The sequence below is a fragment of the Pseudomonas sp. PB103 genome (genome assembly GCF_009764635.1).
In the GTDB taxonomy this organism is placed as follows: Bacteria; Pseudomonadota; Gammaproteobacteria; order Pseudomonadales; family Pseudomonadaceae; genus Aquipseudomonas.
On record NZ_RWIL01000171.1, the window covers coordinates 75,330 to 93,476 of the forward strand.

The 18,147-nt window shown below is 60.4% G+C and carries 15 protein-coding genes; 9 read left to right on the forward strand and 6 right to left on the reverse strand.

The window, feature by feature from the left end:
- Window positions 1–145: 145 nt before the first annotated feature.
- Both rnhA and EJA70_RS29535 read right to left on the reverse strand, forming a co-directional pair.
- A complete protein-coding gene (gene rnhA, locus EJA70_RS29530) occupies window positions 146–607 on the reverse strand; it encodes a ribonuclease HI (protein WP_123532078.1) in 462 nt (153 codons plus the stop codon).
- A gap of 91 nt (window positions 608–698) precedes the next feature.
- Entirely contained in the window at window positions 699–1,457 is a 759-nt protein-coding gene (locus tag EJA70_RS29535; RefSeq protein ID WP_008088524.1) for a class I SAM-dependent methyltransferase, read from the reverse strand.
- 66 nt (window positions 1,458–1,523) lie between these two features.
- Here EJA70_RS29535 and gloB point away from each other — a divergent pair, with 66 nt between their 5' ends.
- From gloB to fabI, 8 genes are all read left to right on the forward strand, one after another.
- On the forward strand, window positions 1,524–2,291 hold the full coding sequence (gene gloB, locus EJA70_RS29540; RefSeq protein ID WP_158836076.1) for a hydroxyacylglutathione hydrolase: 768 nt from the start codon (window positions 1,524–1,526) through the stop codon (window positions 2,289–2,291).
- A 99-nt stretch (window positions 2,292–2,390) separates the two neighbouring features.
- Window positions 2,391–3,854 (forward strand): LysM peptidoglycan-binding domain-containing protein, encoded by a 1,464-nt coding sequence (locus tag EJA70_RS29545; RefSeq protein ID WP_158836078.1) that lies wholly within the window; start codon window positions 2,391–2,393, stop codon window positions 3,852–3,854.
- 337 nt (window positions 3,855–4,191) lie between these two features.
- Window positions 4,192–6,024 (forward strand): extracellular solute-binding protein, encoded by a 1,833-nt coding sequence (locus EJA70_RS29550; RefSeq protein WP_158836080.1) that lies wholly within the window; start codon window positions 4,192–4,194, stop codon window positions 6,022–6,024.
- Entirely contained in the window at window positions 6,021–7,862 is a 1,842-nt protein-coding gene (locus tag EJA70_RS29555) for an extracellular solute-binding protein (protein ID WP_158836082.1), read from the forward strand. The genes EJA70_RS29550 and EJA70_RS29555 overlap by 4 nt, the downstream gene beginning before the upstream one ends.
- Window positions 7,863–7,866: 4 nt before the next feature.
- The gene (locus tag EJA70_RS29560; protein ID WP_008088514.1) at window positions 7,867–8,940 is read left to right on the forward strand and encodes a microcin C ABC transporter permease YejB; all 1,074 of its coding nucleotides are present in this window, start codon (window positions 7,867–7,869) and stop codon (window positions 8,938–8,940) included.
- 1 nt (window position 8,941) lies between these two features.
- On the forward strand, window positions 8,942–9,961 hold the full coding sequence (locus tag EJA70_RS29565; protein ID WP_008088512.1) for an ABC transporter permease: 1,020 nt from the start codon (window positions 8,942–8,944) through the stop codon (window positions 9,959–9,961).
- A gap of 1 nt (window position 9,962) precedes the next feature.
- Window positions 9,963–11,573, forward strand: coding sequence for an ABC transporter ATP-binding protein (locus tag EJA70_RS29570; protein ID WP_158836084.1), 1,611 nt, complete (start codon window positions 9,963–9,965; stop codon window positions 11,571–11,573).
- A gap of 19 nt (window positions 11,574–11,592) precedes the next feature.
- The gene (gene fabI, locus EJA70_RS29575; protein WP_007910591.1) at window positions 11,593–12,387 is read left to right on the forward strand and encodes an enoyl-ACP reductase FabI; all 795 of its coding nucleotides are present in this window, start codon (window positions 11,593–11,595) and stop codon (window positions 12,385–12,387) included.
- A 244-nt stretch (window positions 12,388–12,631) separates the two neighbouring features.
- Here the strand turns inward: fabI and EJA70_RS29580 are convergent, their stop codons facing one another.
- The 4 genes from EJA70_RS29580 to EJA70_RS29595 all read right to left on the reverse strand — a co-directional run bounded on the left by EJA70_RS29580 (window position 12,632) and on the right by EJA70_RS29595 (window position 16,877).
- Window positions 12,632–13,597, reverse strand: coding sequence for a diguanylate cyclase (locus EJA70_RS29580; protein WP_158836086.1), 966 nt, complete (start codon window positions 13,595–13,597; stop codon window positions 12,632–12,634).
- Between the two features lie 62 nt (window positions 13,598–13,659).
- Window positions 13,660–14,238, reverse strand: coding sequence for a hypothetical protein (locus tag EJA70_RS29585; protein WP_158836088.1), 579 nt, complete (start codon window positions 14,236–14,238; stop codon window positions 13,660–13,662).
- Window position 14,239: 1 nt separating this feature from the next.
- Entirely contained in the window at window positions 14,240–16,402 is a 2,163-nt protein-coding gene (locus EJA70_RS29590; RefSeq protein ID WP_158836090.1) for a xanthine dehydrogenase family protein molybdopterin-binding subunit, read from the reverse strand.
- Window positions 16,403–16,421: 19 nt separating this feature from the next.
- Complete coding sequence (locus EJA70_RS29595; RefSeq protein ID WP_003224136.1) at window positions 16,422–16,877, reverse strand: (2Fe-2S)-binding protein; 456 nt, start codon at window positions 16,875–16,877, stop codon at window positions 16,422–16,424.
- A 262-nt stretch (window positions 16,878–17,139) separates the two neighbouring features.
- Between EJA70_RS29595 and EJA70_RS29600 the strand changes: the two genes are divergently transcribed.
- Complete coding sequence (locus EJA70_RS29600; protein ID WP_158836092.1) at window positions 17,140–17,970, forward strand: alpha/beta fold hydrolase; 831 nt, start codon at window positions 17,140–17,142, stop codon at window positions 17,968–17,970.
- Window positions 17,971–18,147: the final 177 nt, after the last annotated feature.

Below are 18,147 nucleotides of genomic sequence, written 5' to 3' on the forward strand. Positions count from 1 at the left end.
CGGTTCGCATCGCGCGCCGGCTTGAATGACACCCCACCAACCTGTAGGAGCTGCCGCAGGCTGCGATCTTTTGATGTTGGTTTTTAAAATCAAGATCAAAGGATCGCAGCCTGCGGCAGCTCCTACAGGGGGTATGTATTGGGAATCAGGTCTGTTTGTAACCGCGCACTTCATCAACGCCACGGTTGGCCAGTTGGTCCGCCCGTTCGTTGCCGTGATGGCCGATGTGGCCGCGCACCCATTTCCAGGTGACCTTGTGGCGGTTGACCTGCTCATCCAGCTCTTTCCACAGATCAGCGTTCTTCACCGGCTCCTTCGCCGCGGTTTTCCAGCCGCGCTTCTTCCAGTTGGCCATCCACTCGTTGATGCCCTTCATCACGTATTGCGAGTCGGTCACCAGCAGCACTTCACACGGACGCTTGAGCGCTTCAAGGCCGCGAATCGCGCCGAGCAGTTCCATGCGGTTATTGGTGGTGTTGGCTTCGCCGCCCCACAGTTCCTTTTCGACACCCTTGCACACCAGCAAGGCGCCCCAGCCACCCGGGCCGGGGTTGCCCTTGCAGGCGCCGTCGGTGAACAGTTCTACGCTATCGACGCTTTCGCTCATGCCACTCTATCCAGAAAAAATGCGTGTCTTGCCGATCACGGATCGACAATGACCTGGACCGGGACAAACCCGGTCACAAATAAAAGAAGGTTTACGGTTCGATACGGCGGCGATTGACCTTGGCCATCGGCAGCGGAATCAGCTTGCCCATCGGTTCGCGACGTTCCTGACGCAATGGCCGCAGCCCTACGACGATCTTGCGCGCGACCAATAAATAGAAGCCGCCGCCCGACAGTTGCCAGTCACCCGCCTTGCGTTCCCAGCCGGCCAGGCGGGCCTGCCACTTGGGTGACGCGAGCGGCGGACGATAGCACCCGAAGCGGCGTTTCTCCAGCGCAAAGCCCAGCAGGTTGAGCCAGTCGGCGACCCGCGACGGCGAGATGCAGCGCGCCTTTCGCAGGGCGTCGTGGGCGAAAACATGCCGCAGCCCCCAGGTGCTCCAGGGGTTGATGCCGATGATCAGCAAATGCCCGCCGGGGCGCACGCTGCTCGCTGCCTCACGCAGCAAACCGTGCGGCGACAGGCAAAAATCCAGACCGTGCTGCATCACCACCACATCGGCCGCGTGCTCGCTCAATGGCCAGGCTTGCTCTTCGCAGACAATTTCGACGCCGGGCAACGGCGCACCGAGGCGCACATTGCGCTGCACCTGCGGGGCCGACGGCGGGGTTTCGGCGGACGGGCCGTAATGCACCAGATAACCGCCGAAGAACCGACCGAGCTCGTCTTCGAGCATGCGCCGCTCTTCATCGAGCAGAAACTGCCCGAGCGGGCCGGACAGCCATTCACGGGCTGCACCGATCAGGGCCAGCCAGTCAGGATCAGCCTGTGCGAACGCTTTATCACTCATCGCATTCTCCAAAGCGCCAGGAACTACTAAGATGCGCCAATGTTTTCCGCTTGGCGAATTCCGACGATGATACAGATCAGTGCCCTGCCCGCGTTCACCGACAACTACATCTGGTTGTTACAGGATCACCGCACCCAGCGCTGCGCGGTGGTCGATCCCGGCGATGCCGCGCCTGTGCTGGCGTGGCTCGACGCCCATCCGGGCTGGGTGTTGAGCGATATCCTGATCACCCACCATCACCATGATCATGTCGGCGGCGTCGAACGCCTGAAAGCGGCGAGCGGCGCCAAAGTCTACGGGCCTGCCAGCGAAAGCATCCCGGCGCGCGACGTGGCGTTGAAGGATAACGACAGCGTCAGCGTGCTCGGCTGGGACTTCGCGGTCTATGCGGTGCCCGGTCACACCTTGGGACACATTGCCTATTACCACCACGGCCTGCTGTTTTGCGGCGATACGCTGTTCGCCGCCGGTTGCGGCCGGCTGTTCGAAGGCACCCCTGAGCAGATGCACCACTCGCTCGGCCGTCTTGCTGCGCTACCCGAAGATACGCTGGTCTACTGCACACACGAATACACCCTGAGCAATCTGAAGTTTGCCGCCGCCGTCGAGCCGGGCAACCCGGACATTGCCGCCCGTCTGGAAAAAGTCAGCCAGCAACGGCAAAACGGCGTGATGACCCTGCCCTCGACTCTGGCCCTGGAAAAGCTCACCAACCCGTTTTTGCGTACCTCTGAAACATTAGTTAAACAAAAAGTGGACGAACGGGAAGGCGCTCAAAACCGGGCGCCGAGCGAGGTTTTTGCGGCTCTGCGGGCATGGAAAGATAAGTTCTAAGTGACTCACGGCTTGGTACAAAATTTCTGAATGGTTGACCGCAGGGGGTGCGCTTTCTAGAATCGCCCGACATTTTTGCCCGGAACTTACTTCCAGCCAATGTCGTCATCCATACGTAAGTCCGTCAATTCAGACGCATTGACCCGCCTGGCGCAAGCCATCGCGGTGGCTGTGTCCGCCACGCTGGCGGGCTGTTCCAGCCATGCTCCGCAGACTGAAGCGACCCATACGCCCAACATTGCTGCGCGAGCCAAGCAGAAGCCGATCTGGCTGACCGAGAAGCCCAGCCCACAGGTTCCCCAGGACATCTGGGAACGCATGCGCCAGGGTTTCCAGTTGCAGGAAGGCCTTGGCGTGAACCCGCGCATCGAGCAACAGCGCCTGTGGTTCGCCAGTAACCCCTCTTTCCTTGAGAACGCCGGCGAACGCGGCAGTCTCTATATCCATTACATCGTTGAACGCCTCGAAGAACGCAACATGCCGCTGGAACTGGCTCTGCTGCCAGTGATTGAAAGCGCCTACAACCCGATGGCCTACTCGCGGGCCGATGCATCGGGGCTGTGGCAGTTCATTCCGTCCACCGGGCGTTACTTCAACCTGCGCCAGACCCGCTTCTACGACGGCCGCCGCGACATTACCGCGTCGACCACTGCGGCCATGGACTACCTGACCCGTCTGCACGACATGTTCAACGGTGACTGGCTGCTGGCCCTGGCGGCATACAACGCCGGCGAAGGCACGGTCAGCCGTGCCATCGAACGCAACGAGAAGCTCGGCCTGCCGACCGACTACTGGAACCTGCCACTGCCGGCGGAAACCCAGGCGTACGTGCCGAAGCTGCTGGCGCTGTCGCAAGTGGTGCTGGCGCCGGAAGCTTACGGGGTCAACCTCAACCCGATCGCCAACGAACCGTACTTCCAGGTCGTCGAAATCAACCAGCGCATGGACCTGTCCAAAGTCGCCGCGGTTGCCAACATCGACGAAGACGAACTGTTCCAGCTCAACCCGGCGTTCAAGCAGCGCACCACCATCGACGGCCCTCAGCATTTGCTGGTGCCAACATCGAAAGCGCAATTGTTGACCGCCAGCCTGCAGACCATGCGTCCTGATGAGCTGATCAGCAAACGTTCGCTGAAACCAGTGTTCGAAGGTGCCGATCCGTCGGAAGTGGCCAAGCTCAAGCGCGCCTATCGCGTCAAGCGTGGCGACAACCTCGGCTCCATCGCCAAGGCCAACAAGGTCGAAGTGAAGGATCTGCAGCGCTGGAACAAGCTCAGCGGCAAGAACCTCAAGGTTGGCCAGACCCTGGTCATGCAGGACACCACCAAGCGCAGCCCGGCACGCAAGTCCGGTCGGGTCAACACGGTGGTTGCCGCCAACAGCAAGACCAAAGGCAAGGACGACAGCGCGCAGCAGACCCAGTACAAGGTCAAGCGCGGCGACACGCTGTACGTGGTCGCCAAGCGTTTCAACGTTGAGATGCAACATCTCAAGCGCTGGAATCCGGGTGCGGGTAAAGCGTTGAAGCCGGGGCAGATGCTCACGGTTTATCAGCCGCACTGATGGAAGAGCCCCTGTGTTTACAGGGGCTTTTTTTTGGATCACGTTTTTGGGGTGTGCTTTAGATCCATCCCCCTCACCCCAGCCCTCTCCCCCAAGGGGGGCGAGGGGGAAAGGGAGCCGATCGGGGTCTTTTCAGAACCTGAGTTCGGCTCGGTATTGCACGTCGGTGCAACTCTCCCAAACACCGCAGTCAGTCCCCTCTCCCTCCGGGAGAGGGTTAGGGTGAGGGGCTCTTCGCGCAAACGATTAACCCCGCATTAACCCGCATCTTTTTCCTGTCCAGACAAGCTGTTACTGTACGGCCCACAAAGCCCAAGCCGCCTGGATCAGATCTGACTTGAAGCGTCCCCTCCTCCTGCTCCTGATCAGCCTGGCCTTGAGCTCAACCGCAAGCGCGACGATTACCGAAAGTCACGGTTATGCGCAATTCGGCACGCTCAAGTACCCGGCCAGATTTACCCACTTCGACTGGGTCAACCCGCAAGCGCCCAAGGGCGGTACGTTGCGGGTGATGGCGTTTGGCACCTTCGATACGGTCAACCCGTACACCTTCAAAGGCACCAGCCCGGTGACCACGCCGAATTTCCTCCAGTACGGCATCAACGAGCTGAACGAGCCGCTGATGGTCGGCACCGGCCAGTATTCGCCCTCCGGTGACGAACCCGCGTCCAGCTACGGTTTGATCGCGCAATCGGTGGAGTACAGCGAAGATCGCAGCTGGGTGGTGTTCAATCTGCGCCCCGAGGCGCATTTTCACGACGGCACGCCGATCACTGCTTATGACGTGGCGTTCTCCTATCGAACGCTGCTCAAGGACGGTCATCCGCTGTACCGCACCGCCCTGCAGGAAGTGTTGCGCGTCGACATCCTCAACAAACAGCGCATTCGATTCGTGCTGAAGCGTTCGGGCAACCCGCTGCTGATCCTGCGTCTGGGTGAATTGCCGGTACTGCCGCAGCATTACTGGAAAGGCCGCGACTTCAAAGCCACCACGTTCGAACCACCACTGGGCAGCGGCCCCTATCGCATCACCTCGGTGACGCCGGGCCGACAGTTGATCTTCGAACGGGTCAAGGATTATTGGGGCAAGGACTTGGCGGTCAATCGCGGCAAGTACAACTTCGATCGCATGGAAGTCGAGTTCTACCGTGACAGCGATGTCGCCTTCGAAGCGTTCAAGGCCGGCGAGTTCGACATCTACATCGAGCACCAGGCGAAGAACTGGGCCAACGGCTACAACTTCCCGGCGATTCGCCGTGGCGACGTGATCAAAGCGCAGATCCCGCATCAGATCCCGACCCAGAGTCAGGGCCTGTTCATGAACACCCGCCGCGCGACATTCTCGGACGTGAAAACCCGCGAAGCGCTCGGCCTGATGTTCGACTTCGAGTGGACCAATCGCGCCCTGTTCAGCGACGCCTACAAACGCACCACCAGTTACTACCCGAACAGCGAATTCAGCGCCAGCGGCCTGCCGGTCGGCCATGAATGGCTGATGCTCAAGCCGTACAAGGAGCAACTGCCGGCCAAGCTGTTCACCGAGCCGTTCACCCTGCCGAAAACCGACGGTCGCGGCATTCCCCGGGAAACCATGCGCAAGGCATTGGCATTGCTCGCCGAGGCCGGCTGGAAGCTCAACGGTCAGCGCCTGCAAAACGCTGCCGGCCAACCGTTGCGGTTCGAGCTGCTGCTGGTCAATCCGAACCTGGAACGCCTCTACCAGCCCTACATCGAGAACCTCAACAGCATCGGCATCGACGCGCGCCTGCGCACCGTGGATCGGGCGCAGTACAAACAACGCCTCGATCAATTTGATTTCGACATGATCTCGATGACGCTCAACCAGACCCTCAGCCCGGGCCTTGAGCAGTGGCAGTACTTTCACTCCAGCCAGGTCGGGGTCAAGGGCAGCAAGAATTACGCGGGCATCGCCAACCCGGTGGTCGATCACCTGCTCGAACAGTTGCTTGCCGCGCGCACTCGCGACGAGCAGGTCGCCGCCGGCAAGGCGCTCGACCGCGTGCTGCTCTGGCAGCATTACAGCATTCCCAACTGGTACCTCAATTATCACCGTCTGGCCTACCGCAACCGGTTGGCCTTCGTCACCACGCCGCCCTACACCCTGGGCCTGAGCGCATGGTGGCTGAAGTCTTCGGAGAAAGATCGATGAAACCCATCCGCGCCCTGCTCGTGCAGGCCAGCGGCTTGCTGTTCGCCGGGCTGGCCTTTGCCGCTCCGCAACACGCCGTGACCCTGTACAACGAGCCGCCGAAATACCCGACCGATTTCAAACATTTCGATTACGTGAACCCCGATGCGCCCAAGGGTGGCGTCTTCCGTCAGGCCGGTTTTGGTGGCTTCGACAGCCTCAACCCGTTTATCAGCAAAGGCGTGCCCGCCGATGACATCGGGCAGATCTACGACACGCTGACCAAGCACAGCCTCGATGAGCCCTTTACCGAATACGGCTTGATCGCCGGCAAAATCGAAAAAGCCCCGGACAACAGCTGGGTGCGTTTCTACCTGCGCCCCGAAGCGCGCTTCCACGACGGTCATCCGGTGCGCGCTGACGATGTGGTGTTCAGCTTCAACACGCTGACCAAGGAAGGCTCGCCGATGTTTCGCGGCTACTACAACGACGTCGCCGAAGTCATCGCCGAAGACCCGCTCAAAGTGCTGTTCAAGTTCAAGCACAGCAACAACCGCGAACTGCCGCTGATCCTCGGCCAATTGCCGGTGTTGCCAAAACACTGGTGGGCCGATCGTGATTTCACCAAGGGCAATCTGGAAATCCCCCTCGGCAGCGGCCCGTACAAGGTCGCCGAAGTGAAGGCTGGTCGCTCGATACGTTACGAGCGGGTCAAGGATTACTGGGGCAAAGACCTGCCGGTCAATCGCGGTTTCTACAACTTCGACACGATGACCAGCGATTACTACCGCGACAACACCGTTGCCGTCGAAGCGTTGAAGGCCGGGCAGTTCGATTACTGGCTGGAGATGACCGCGAAAAACTGGGCCAACGCTTACAACATCCCGGCGGTCACCGAGGGGCGTCTGATCAAGGAACAGATCGCCAACAGCAACCCGACCGGCATGCAGGGTTTTGTCTTCAATCTGCGCCGCCCGCTGTTTCAGGATGTGCGCGTGCGTCAGGCGCTCGGCCTGCTGTTCGATTTCGAATGGACCAACAAGCAACTGTTCAACGGTGCCTACTTCCGCACCCGCAGCTATTTCGAGAACTCGGAAATGGCCGCCACCGGCCTGCCCGACGCCGATCAGCGGGCGATCCTCGAGCCGTTCCGCAGCAAGCTGCCGGCGCAGGTATTCAGCGAAGCGTTCGAGAACCCGAAGACCGACGCCAGCGGCATGATCCGCACCCAGCAACGCGAGGCCTATCAGCTGCTGCAAGAGGCCGGCTGGAAGATCGTCGACGACAAAATGGTCGATGCCACCGGCAAACCGGTGGTCATCGAGTTTCTCCTCGCGCAGACCGAATTCGAACGCGTCTTGCTGCCGTTCAAACGCAACCTCAGCGACCTCGGTATTGATCTGGTGATCCGTCGTGTCGACGTTTCGCAGTACATCAACCGCGTGCGTTCGCGGGACTTCGACATGATGGTCGGCAGCTTCCCGCAGTCCAACTCGCCGGGCAACGAGCAGCGCGAATACTGGATGAGCGCCGCCGCCGACAAGGCCAGCAGCCGCAACACCATGGGCCTGAAGGATCCGATCGTCGATCAACTGGTCGAGAACCTGATCAATGCCGACTCGCGCAAAAGCCTGGTGGCCCACGCCCGTGCGCTGGATCGTGTGCTGCAATGGGGCTATTACGTAGTTCCCAACTGGCACATCAAGACCTGGCGCGTGGCTTACTGGAATCACATCGGTCACCCGAAGGTCTCACCCAAATACGACATCGGCATCAACACCTGGTGGGTCAAGCCTGACGCGAAACCGGCGATAGAAGTCGAAACCAAACTGCAAGCCGACCCTGTGGGCACGGAGTAATCAGATGCTGGCGTATATTTTTCGGCGACTGCTGCTGATCATCCCGACGCTGTTCGGCATCTTGCTGATCAACTTCGTGATCATCCAGGCCGCGCCCGGCGGCCCGGTGGAACAGATGATCGCCAAGCTCGAAGGCTTCGAGGGCGCCACCAGCCGCATCGCTGGCGGCGGCGCCGAAGTGTCGGTGGCCGGTTCGTCCTATCGCGGCGCGCAAGGGCTTGACCCGGCGCTGATCAAGGAAATCGAGCACATGTACGGGTTCGACAAATCGGCCCCTGAACGTCTGTGGATCATGGTCAAGAACTACGCGAAGCTGGATTTCGGCGACAGCTTTTTCCGCGACGCCAAGGTCATCGACCTGATCAAGGAAAAGATGCCGGTGTCGATCTCGCTGGGGCTGTGGAGCACGTTGATCATGTATCTGGTGTCGATCCCGCTGGGGATCGCCAAGGCCACGCGACACGGCAGTCACTTCGATGTGTGGACCAGTTCGGCGATCATCGTCGGCTACGCGATCCCGGCGTTCCTTTTTGCGATTCTGCTGATCGTGGTGTTTGCCGGCGGCAGTTATCTCGATTGGTTTCCGTTACGCGGGCTGACCTCGAACAACTTCGATGAACTGAGTTTCGGCGGCAAGATCCTCGATTACTTCTGGCACCTCGCGTTGCCAGTGACGGCGCTGGTGATCGGCAACTTCGCGACCATGACCCTGCTGACCAAGAACAGCTTTCTCGATGAGATCAACAAACAGTACGTGGTCACCGCCAAAGCCAAAGGCCTGACCCGCCATCGCGTGCTCTACGGCCACGTGTTCCGCAATGCGATGTTGCTGGTGATTGCCGGATTCCCCTCGGCGTTTATCGGCATCTTTTTCACCGGCTCGCTGCTGGTGGAAGTGATCTTCTCCCTCGACGGTCTCGGCCTGATGAGTTTCGAAGCGGCGATCAACCGCGATTACCCGGTGGTGTTCGGCACCTTGTTCATCTTCACCCTGCTCGGGCTGGTGGTGAAACTGATCGGCGACCTCACCTACACCCTGGTCGATCCGCGCATCGACTTCGAAAGCCGGGAGCATTGAGATGAACCTGTCCCCTCTCAACCGCCGCCGCTTCGAACTGTTCAAGGCCAACAAGCGCGGCTGGTGGTCGCTGTGGCTGTTTCTGGTGCTGTTCGGGCTGAGCCTCGGCGCCGAGCTGATCGCCAACGACAAGCCGCTGGTGGTGCATTACGACAACAATTGGTACTTCCCGGCGATCAAGCGCTACCCGGAAACCACCTTCGGTGGCGAATTCCCGCTGGAAGCCAACTACAAGAGCCCGTACATCCGCGAACTGCTCAAGGCCAAGGATGCGTGGGTGTTGTGGGCGCCGATTCCCTACAACTACCAAAGCATCAACTACGACCTGAAAGTTCCGGCGCCGGCGCCACCGTCGGCGGACAACCTGCTCGGCACTGACGATCAGGGCCGCGACGTGCTGGCGCGGGTGATTTACGGCTTCCGCATTTCCGTGCTGTTCGCGCTGACCTTGACCGTATTGAGTTCGATCATCGGCGTGATTGCCGGCGCATTGCAGGGTTTCTATGGCGGCTGGGTCGATCTGGCCGGGCAGCGTTTCCTGGAGATCTGGTCGGGGCTGCCGGTGTTGTACCTGCTGATAATTCTGGCCAGTTTCGTCCAGCCGAATTTCTGGTGGCTGCTGGGGATCATGCTGCTGTTCTCGTGGATGAGCCTGGTCGACGTGGTGCGCGCCGAGTTCCTCCGGGGTCGCAACCTCGAATACGTGCGCGCCGCGCGGGCGCTGGGCATGCAGAACGGTGCGATCATGTTCCGCCACATCCTGCCCAACGCGATGGTCTCGACCATGACCTTCATGCCGTTCATCCTCACCGGCGCCATCGGCACCCTGACCGCTTTGGACTTCCTCGGTTTCGGTTTGCCGGCCGGCAGTCCGTCGCTGGGTGAACTGGTCGCGCAGGGCAAATCCAACCTGCAAGCGCCGTGGCTAGGCATGAGTGCCTTCGCCGTGCTGGCATTGATGTTGAGTTTGCTGGTGTTTATCGGCGAGTCCGCTCGCGATGCCTTCGACCCGAGGAAGTGAAATGAATCAGGACAATCTGATCGAAGTGCGCGACCTCGCCGTCGAATTCGGTTTCGGCGAACGCGTACACCGGGTCGTTGAAGGCGTGAGTTTCGACATCAAGCGTGGCGAAACCCTCGCGTTGGTTGGCGAATCCGGCTCGGGCAAATCGGTGACCGCGCACTCGATCCTGCGCTTGTTGCCCTACCCGATGGCCCGTCATCCGGCCGGCAGCATCAATTACGCCGGGCAAAACCTGCTGGGCCTGAGCGAAAAGACCATCCGGCATATTCGCGGCAATCGCATCGCGATGATTTTTCAGGAGCCGATGACCTCGCTGAATCCCCTGCATTCGATCGAGAAGCAGATCAACGAAGTGCTCGGCATCCACAAGGGCCTGACCGGTAAAGTCGCGACCAAGCGCACGCTGGAGCTGTTGGATATGGTCGGCATCCCCGAGCCGCACAAGCGCCTCAAGGCCCTGCCCCACGAATTGTCCGGCGGCCAGCGCCAGCGCGTGATGATCGCCATGGCCCTGGCCAACGAGCCGGAACTGCTGATTGCCGACGAACCGACCACGGCGCTGGACGTGACCGTTCAGCTGAAAATCCTCGATTTGCTCAAGGAATTGCAGGCCCGATTGGGCATGTCGCTGCTACTGATCAGTCACGATTTGAACCTGGTGCGAAGAATTGCGCATCGTGTATGTGTCATGCAGCGCGGTTGCATCGTCGAACAGGCATCGTGCGCAGAGCTGTTCCGTTCGCCGCAGCATCCGTACACTCGGGAATTGCTCGGCGCGGAGCCCAGCGGAGGCCCGGCGAGCAATAAAATCGGCGCGCCGCTGGTTGAAGTCGAGGACCTGAAAGTCTGGTTCCCGATCAAGAAAGGCCTGCTCAAACGCACGGTGGATCACGTCAAGGCAGTGGACGGCATCAATTTCAGCCTGCCTCAGGGTCAGACTCTGGGGATTGTCGGCGAAAGCGGTTCCGGCAAATCCACGCTGGGTCTGGCGATTTTGCGGCTGATCGGCAGCAAAGGCGCGATCCGTTTTGAAGGCAAGCAGCTAGACTGCCTGACGCAGAACGAGGTTCGCCCGTTGCGTCGGGAGATGCAGGTGGTGTTTCAGGACCCGTTTGGCAGCCTGAGCCCGCGCATGTGTGTCAGTGACATCGTTGGCGAAGGCCTGCGGATTCACAAGATAGGCACCGCAACCGAACAGGAAGCGGCGATTATTGCGGCATTGAAGGAGGTAGGTCTGGATCCGGAAACCCGGCACCGCTACCCCCACGAATTTTCCGGTGGGCAACGGCAGCGAATCGCCATTGCCCGGGCCTTGGTGCTGAAACCGGCGCTGATCCTGCTGGACGAGCCGACTTCGGCGCTCGACCGGACGGTGCAGCGGCAAGTGGTGGAGCTGTTGCGTTCACTGCAAGCCAAGTACAACCTGACGTATTTGTTTATCAGCCATGACCTGGCTGTCGTCAAAGCGCTGAGCCACCAGTTGATGGTGGTCAAGCATGGCCAAGTGGTCGAACAGGGAGACGCGCAAAGTATTTTTGCCGCCCCCCAACATCCGTATACACAGCAGTTGCTGGAAGCCGCTTTTTTGGCACCAGCCACTGCGCAATAACCTGAAAGAGGAGCAACACATGGGTTTTCTCGCCGGTAAGCGCGTACTGATCGTCGGTGTCGCCAGCAAGCTGTCCATCGCATCCGGCATCGCTGCCGCCATGCATCGCGAGGGCGCTGAGCTTGCCTTCACTTATCAGAACGACAAACTGAAAGGTCGTGTTGAAGAATTCGCCCAAGGCTGGGGTTCGAGCCCTGAGCTGTGCTTCCCGTGCGACGTGGCCAGCGATGAAGAAATCGCCAAGGTCTTCGAAGCACTGAGCAAGAAGTGGGACGGTCTGGACTGCATCGTCCACTCCGTTGGTTTCGCCCCGGGCGACCAACTGGACGGCGACTTCACCGAAGCCACCACCCGTGACGGTTTCCGCATCGCGCACGACATCAGCGCCTACAGCTTCGTGGCCCTGGCCAAAGCCGGCCGCGAAATGATGAAAGGCCGCAACGGCAGCCTGCTGACCCTGTCGTACCTGGGCGCCGAGCGCACCATGCCGAACTACAACGTGATGGGCATGGCCAAGGCTTCGCTGGAAGCTGGCGTACGTTACCTGGCCGGTTCCCTGGGCCCGGACGGCACCCGCGTCAACTGCGTATCGGCTGGCCCGATCCGTACCCTGGCAGCCTCGGGCATCAAGAACTTCCGCAAGATGCTGGCCGCCAACGAAGCGCAAACCCCGCTGCGTCGCAACGTCACCATCGACGAAGTCGGCAATGCCGGCGCCTTCCTGTGCTCCGACCTGGCGTCGGGCATCAGCGGCGAAATCATGTACGTCGACGGCGGTTTCAACACCACCGCCATGGGCAACATCGAAGAGTGATCTTCGCTTAGCCGATAAAAAAACCCGCCTCTTCAGGCGGGTTTTTTTATGCCCCAAATTCTCGCAACAGTGAGCCTGCTCGCGATGGCGGTGGGTCAGCCGATGACGATGTTGAATGTGCGGACGCCATCGCTGGCAAGCCAGCTCCCACAGGTTTCTCGGGTGTTCACAAAATCCCGGTTCACTGCAGATCCCTGTGGGAGCTGCGGTGCGACGATTCGACTTGCCAGCGATGGGGCCCGAATCAACAGCGCTTCAGGGCCTGTTTGTGCGCATACATCGCGCCATCCGCGTCGGCGAGCAGGCGATCCACGGTTTCGTGGCGTTTGCCGTCGTATTCAATCTGCCCAACACTGAAGCGAATCGCATAACCCCGGTGCAACGTCGCATTACGCTCTTCAAGGATCTCCTTGAGCCGCGCCATGATCGCGTTGGTTTCGATATGGCTCGACCCCGTCAGCAGCGCGACAAATTCATCGCCGCCCAAGCGCCCGACCACATCACTCTCGCGAAAGGCAATGCGCAACACATCGGCAAAGGTCTTCAGCGCACTGTCGCCCTCGGCATGCCCATACAGATCATTGAACTGCTTGAAATCATTCAGGTCAAAAAACAGCAACGTCGCCGGCCGCTCCAGCCGGGCGCACGCGTCCAGCGCATGCTGGGCCAGTTGTTTGAAGCCACGACGATTGGACAGCAGCGTCAGCTCGTCCATGCTCGCCATCTGCACGGCGGTCAGCTCTTGCTCGGCCATTTCCGCGAGATCACGCAACAGCGCGCGTTCTTCGTCGTCGAGTTCACGGGGCTTGGTGTCGATCAGGCACAAGGTGCCCATTTTATTGCCATTGGGCACGGTCAGCGGGTAGCCGGCGTAAAAGCGAATATTCGGTTCGCCCGTGACCAGCGGATTGTCGTGGAAACGCACGTCCTCGCGGGCATCGGGCACCAGCAACAATTCGTTTTGCAGAATCGCGTGGCCGCAGAACGACACATCCCTCGACGTTTCGGTGGCGTCCAGGCCCACGCAGGACTTGAACCATTGCCGATCCTTGTCCACCAGCGTCACCAGCGCGATCGGCACATTGAACAGGCGTTTGGCCAAGCGCGTCAGCCGATCAAAACGCTCCTCGGGCGCCGAATCAAGCAGATCGAGCCCGTGCAACACCTGAATCCGCGCAGCTTCATTGGCAGGTTTTCCTGGAACCAGCATTCGTACACTCCATTGTCATCAATGCACTTGAGCGTAGCGCAAATCAGCGAGGCTTCACCCCGTCAGATCCCCGCCACCGGACACGGCCCGCCAGCATCGGCCCAGAGCTTGAATTGCGCGACGAAAATATCGTGCGGCACCGGCACCGGCGCGCGACCTGCCCCAGGATTCCAGCCCCAGAGCACCAATTTATCCTCACTGACGTGTTTGATCAGCGCGGCGAAGTCGCGATCGCCATTGCTCGAACGGTCCTTGATCATCGCGCAAAGCTTGTCTGGCGGCAGGCCAATCCAGGCCATTTTGTGCGACGCCGGCGGCAGGCTCCAATGCGGCGCACCCGGCGGTGCGTGCGGGCCGTAACTGGCCGGCGGATTGTTTTCTGCGTGACAGGTTGCACAGGGCAAACCGGCCGCCCCCTTGCCGTCCATGCCGCGCACCACGTTCATGGCGTGGGGGATGCCAGCGTCGAACTGCAATGGCGAATCACCAGGAATGTGGCAATTCTGGCAACGCGGGCTCTGGAAGACTTTCTGCACCGTGTTGAAGGCTTTCAAGGCCTCCTGATCCTCCGCGAACAAGTCCGACGCATAACCGCCGAGCCCCAGCAGAATCAACGTCCCCAACAACAGATGTCGTTTCATCTCACACCCCCGACAGTTGCAGTGGCAGTTCACGCAGGCGTTGCCCGGTCAGGGCGAACACCGCGTTGGCCACCGCCGGTGCGGTCGGCGGCACACCGGCCTCACCGATGCCGCCGGGTTTGTCGCTGCTGGGCACAATGTGCACTTCGACCAGCGGCATCTCGTTGAGCCGCAGCACCTGATAATCGTGATAGTTGGACTGCAACACCGCACCGTCCTTGAGCGTCAGTTTGCTGTGCAGCGCCATGCCCAGGCCGAAGGTGATGCACGACTCCATCTGCGCGGCGATGCTCTGCGGGTTCACCGCAATCCCGCAGTCCACCGCGCAAACCACGCGGTGCACACGGATCGCCAGATTGTCCTGCGACACCTCGGCGACTTGCGCGACGTAGCTGCCGAATGATTCGTGTACGGCGACGCCGAGCGCATGACCGTCCGGCAGTGGCGCTTTCCAGTCAGCCTTCTCTACCGCCAGATTGAGTACGCCCAAATGCCGAGGATGATCCTTGAGCAAGGTGCGTCGGTACTCGACCGGATCCTTACCGGCCGCCGTGGCCATTTCATCGATCAGCGACTCCATGACGAAACCGGTGTGGCTATGGCCCACCGAGCGCAGCCACAGCACATTGATGCCGGTCTGCGGCGAATGCAGATCGACCTGATGATTGGCCAGGCCTTTGACATAAGGGCTATCGGCAACGCCTTCGACCGAGGTCGGGTCGATGCCGTTCTTGACCATCGTCGCCTCCATCAGCGTGCCGGTCATGATCGACTGCCCGACCAGCACGTGTTGCCAGCTCGAGGGCAAACCATCAGCGCCCAAGCCGATTTTCGCCTGATGCAGGAACATCGAACGGTAATAACCGCCACGAATATCGTCCTCGCGCGACCACACGGTTTTCACCGGCATCGCCGCGGCTTTCGCCACTTGCACCGCTTCGGCGACGAAATCCGAGGTAGGGTTGGCCCGGCGGCCAAAACCGCCGCCGAGGAATTCAGTGTGGATTTCCACCTGCTCCGGCTTCAGCCCGGTGATCTTGCCGGCGACCATTTGATCGAGGGTCTGAAACTGCGTGCCGGTCCAGATTTCGCATTTTTCAGCGCTGATCTTTACCGTGCAGTTGAGCGGCTCCATCGGCGCGTGGGCCAGATACGGCACGCTGTATTCGACATCAATCTTCTTCGCCGCTTTGCCAAAACCGCCCTTGGCATCTCCGGCCTGACTGGCTGACGTGCCTTGTGTCGTGGCCAGTTTGCGGAAACTTTCCAGCAGCTTTTCACTGCTCAGATCGGCGTGCGGGCCTAGATCCCAATCGATCTTCAGCGCATCCCGCCCCAGCTTCGCCGCCCAATAATGATCGGCAATCACCGCGACACCGGTCGGCACCTGCAGCACTTTGTGTACGCCGGGTATCGCCAACGCCTCGGCGCCTTCGAAGGATTTGACGCTGGCGCCAAACACCGGGGCGCGCGCGACCATCGCCGTCATCAGTCCTTCGAACTGCACATCCATGCCGAACTTGGCGCGGCCGGTGATTTTCTCTGGAGTGTCGAGGCGCTTGGTCGGTTTGCCAATGACTTTCCAGTCTTTGGCCTCCTTGAAAGTGATCGACTTCGGATCCGGCACGGGGAGTTGCCCGGCGGCGTCCGCCAGCTCGCCGTACGTCGCACGTTTATCGCCAGCAATCACCACGCCTGACTCGGTGCGAATCGCCGAGGGCGCCACTTCAAAACGCTTCGCTGCTGCTTCGACCAACATCTGCCGCGCCGTCGCGCCCGCCAGCCGGTAGCGATCAAACTCCATCCAGGTCGACGTCGACCCGCCGGTAATCTGCATGCCGCCAAACCCCGGCATGCCGTAATCCGCCGCCGATGCGGGGGAATGCTCGACGCGGATTTTCGACCAGTCAGCGTCCAGTTCCTCGGCAATCAACATGGTCAGGCCGGTCCAGATGCCCTGGCCCATCTCCGAATGCCCGAGCAGCACGGTGACGCTGTTGTCCGCCGCGATGCGCAAGAACGCATTCGGCGCAAAGACCTTGCCTTCGTTCTCGGCTGCATAGGCAAACTTGTGCCCGCCAGGAACGACAAACGCCACCACCAGGCCGCCGCCCAACACGGCGCTGCCTTTGAGAAAACCCCGACGCGATACAGGACTGTTCATCGTCTATCTCCCCACAAAATCAGCCGATTTCCGAAGCACGCTTTACTGCCGCGCGGATTCGGGGATAGGTGCCGCAGCGGCAGATGTTGCCGGACAGCGCCTGATCGATATCGCTGTCGGTGGGTTTGGGGATTTTCGCCAGCAGCGCGGCAGCAGACATGATCTGCCCCGACTGGCAGTAACCGCACTGCACCACGTCGAGTTCGGCCCAGGCTTGCTGCACCGGGTGCGAACCGTCGGTGGACAGGCCTTCGATGGTGAGGATTTTCTGCCCGTGGGCCACGGCGGTCGCGGGCGTAATGCAGGCGCGCAGCGGCGCCCCGTCAACGTGCACGGTGCAGGCTCCGCACTGGGCCATGCCACAGCCAAATTTGGTGCCGGTCAGGTGCGCGACATCGCGCAGAACCCAGAGCAACGGCATGTCCGCGGGGACATCGAGCTCCTGATCCTTGCCATTGATATTCAAGGTCAGCATCGGGGGATTTCCTCAGACTCACGGTGTTCTGAAGGGGCGCCGCTGTGGCCATCAATGCCTACGCGCGCCTCGGCTTATCCCTTTCAGCAAAGCCTAATTTGCGCTTGAAGCCAGACGTTGCGACCACCGGTCATGCAGATGTCGACTTTAATCCTACAGTTGATAACGGCTCGCACCCGAGCCATCAGAAGGCACGTCATCAGCGAAACCGGTCCGCGCCCACCGCGCGGGTTATCCATCACATTGGTCTGGAGTAGCGAACATGGGATTTGTCACCACCAAAGACGGCGTCGAAATCTTCTACAAGGATTGGGGCCCGAAAGACGCGCCGGTGATCCACTTCCACCACGGCTGGCCGCTGAGCTCGGACGATTGGGATGCGCAGATGCTGTTTTTTCTCGGCAAAGGCTTTCGGGTGGTTGCCCATGATCGCCGTGGGCACGGGCGTTCGAGCCAGGTCTGGGATGGCCACGATATGGATCATTACGCCGACGATACGCTGGCAGTGGTTAATCATTTGGGCGTGAAGAACGTGGTGCACGTCGGCCACTCGACCGGTGGTGGTGAGGTGATTCATTACATCGCCCGGCATGGTCAGGACAACGTCGCCAAGGGCGTGTTGATCAGTGCGGTGCCGCCGCTGATGGTGCAGACCGAGAGCAATCCGGGTGGGCTGCCGAAATCGGTGTTCGATGAGTTTCAGGCGAATTTGGCGGCGAATCGCGCGCAGTTTTATCGGGATATTCCGACGGGGCCTTTCTATGGCTACAACCGGCCGGGCGCCACGCCTTCGGAGGGGATCATTGCCAACTGGTGGCGTCAGGGCATGATCGGCGGCGCAAAAGCCCATTACGACGGGATCGTCGCGTTTTCGCAGACGGATTTTACTGAGGATCTGAAGAAGGTCACCGTGCCGGTTTTGGTGATGCATGGTGAGGATGATCAGATTGTGCCGTATGCGAACTCGGGGCCGTTGTCGGCGAAGTTGCTGCCCAATGGCACGCTGAAGTCGTATCCGGGGTTTCCGCACGGGATGCCGACGACAGAGGCCGAAACAATCAACGCGGATCTTTTAGCCTTTATTCGCGGCTGAGTTGAGCGGCAGCCATACACTCCCCCTGTGGGAGCTGGCTTGCCAGCAAGGGCGGCGGCACATTCAACATCCTTGTTGCCTGACCTACCGCTATCGCTGGCAAGCCAGCTCCCACAGTGTTTTGTGCCAACCCGCAATTCTGTGATCCACACCAATCCCTTGTAGCAGCCAGCCTGC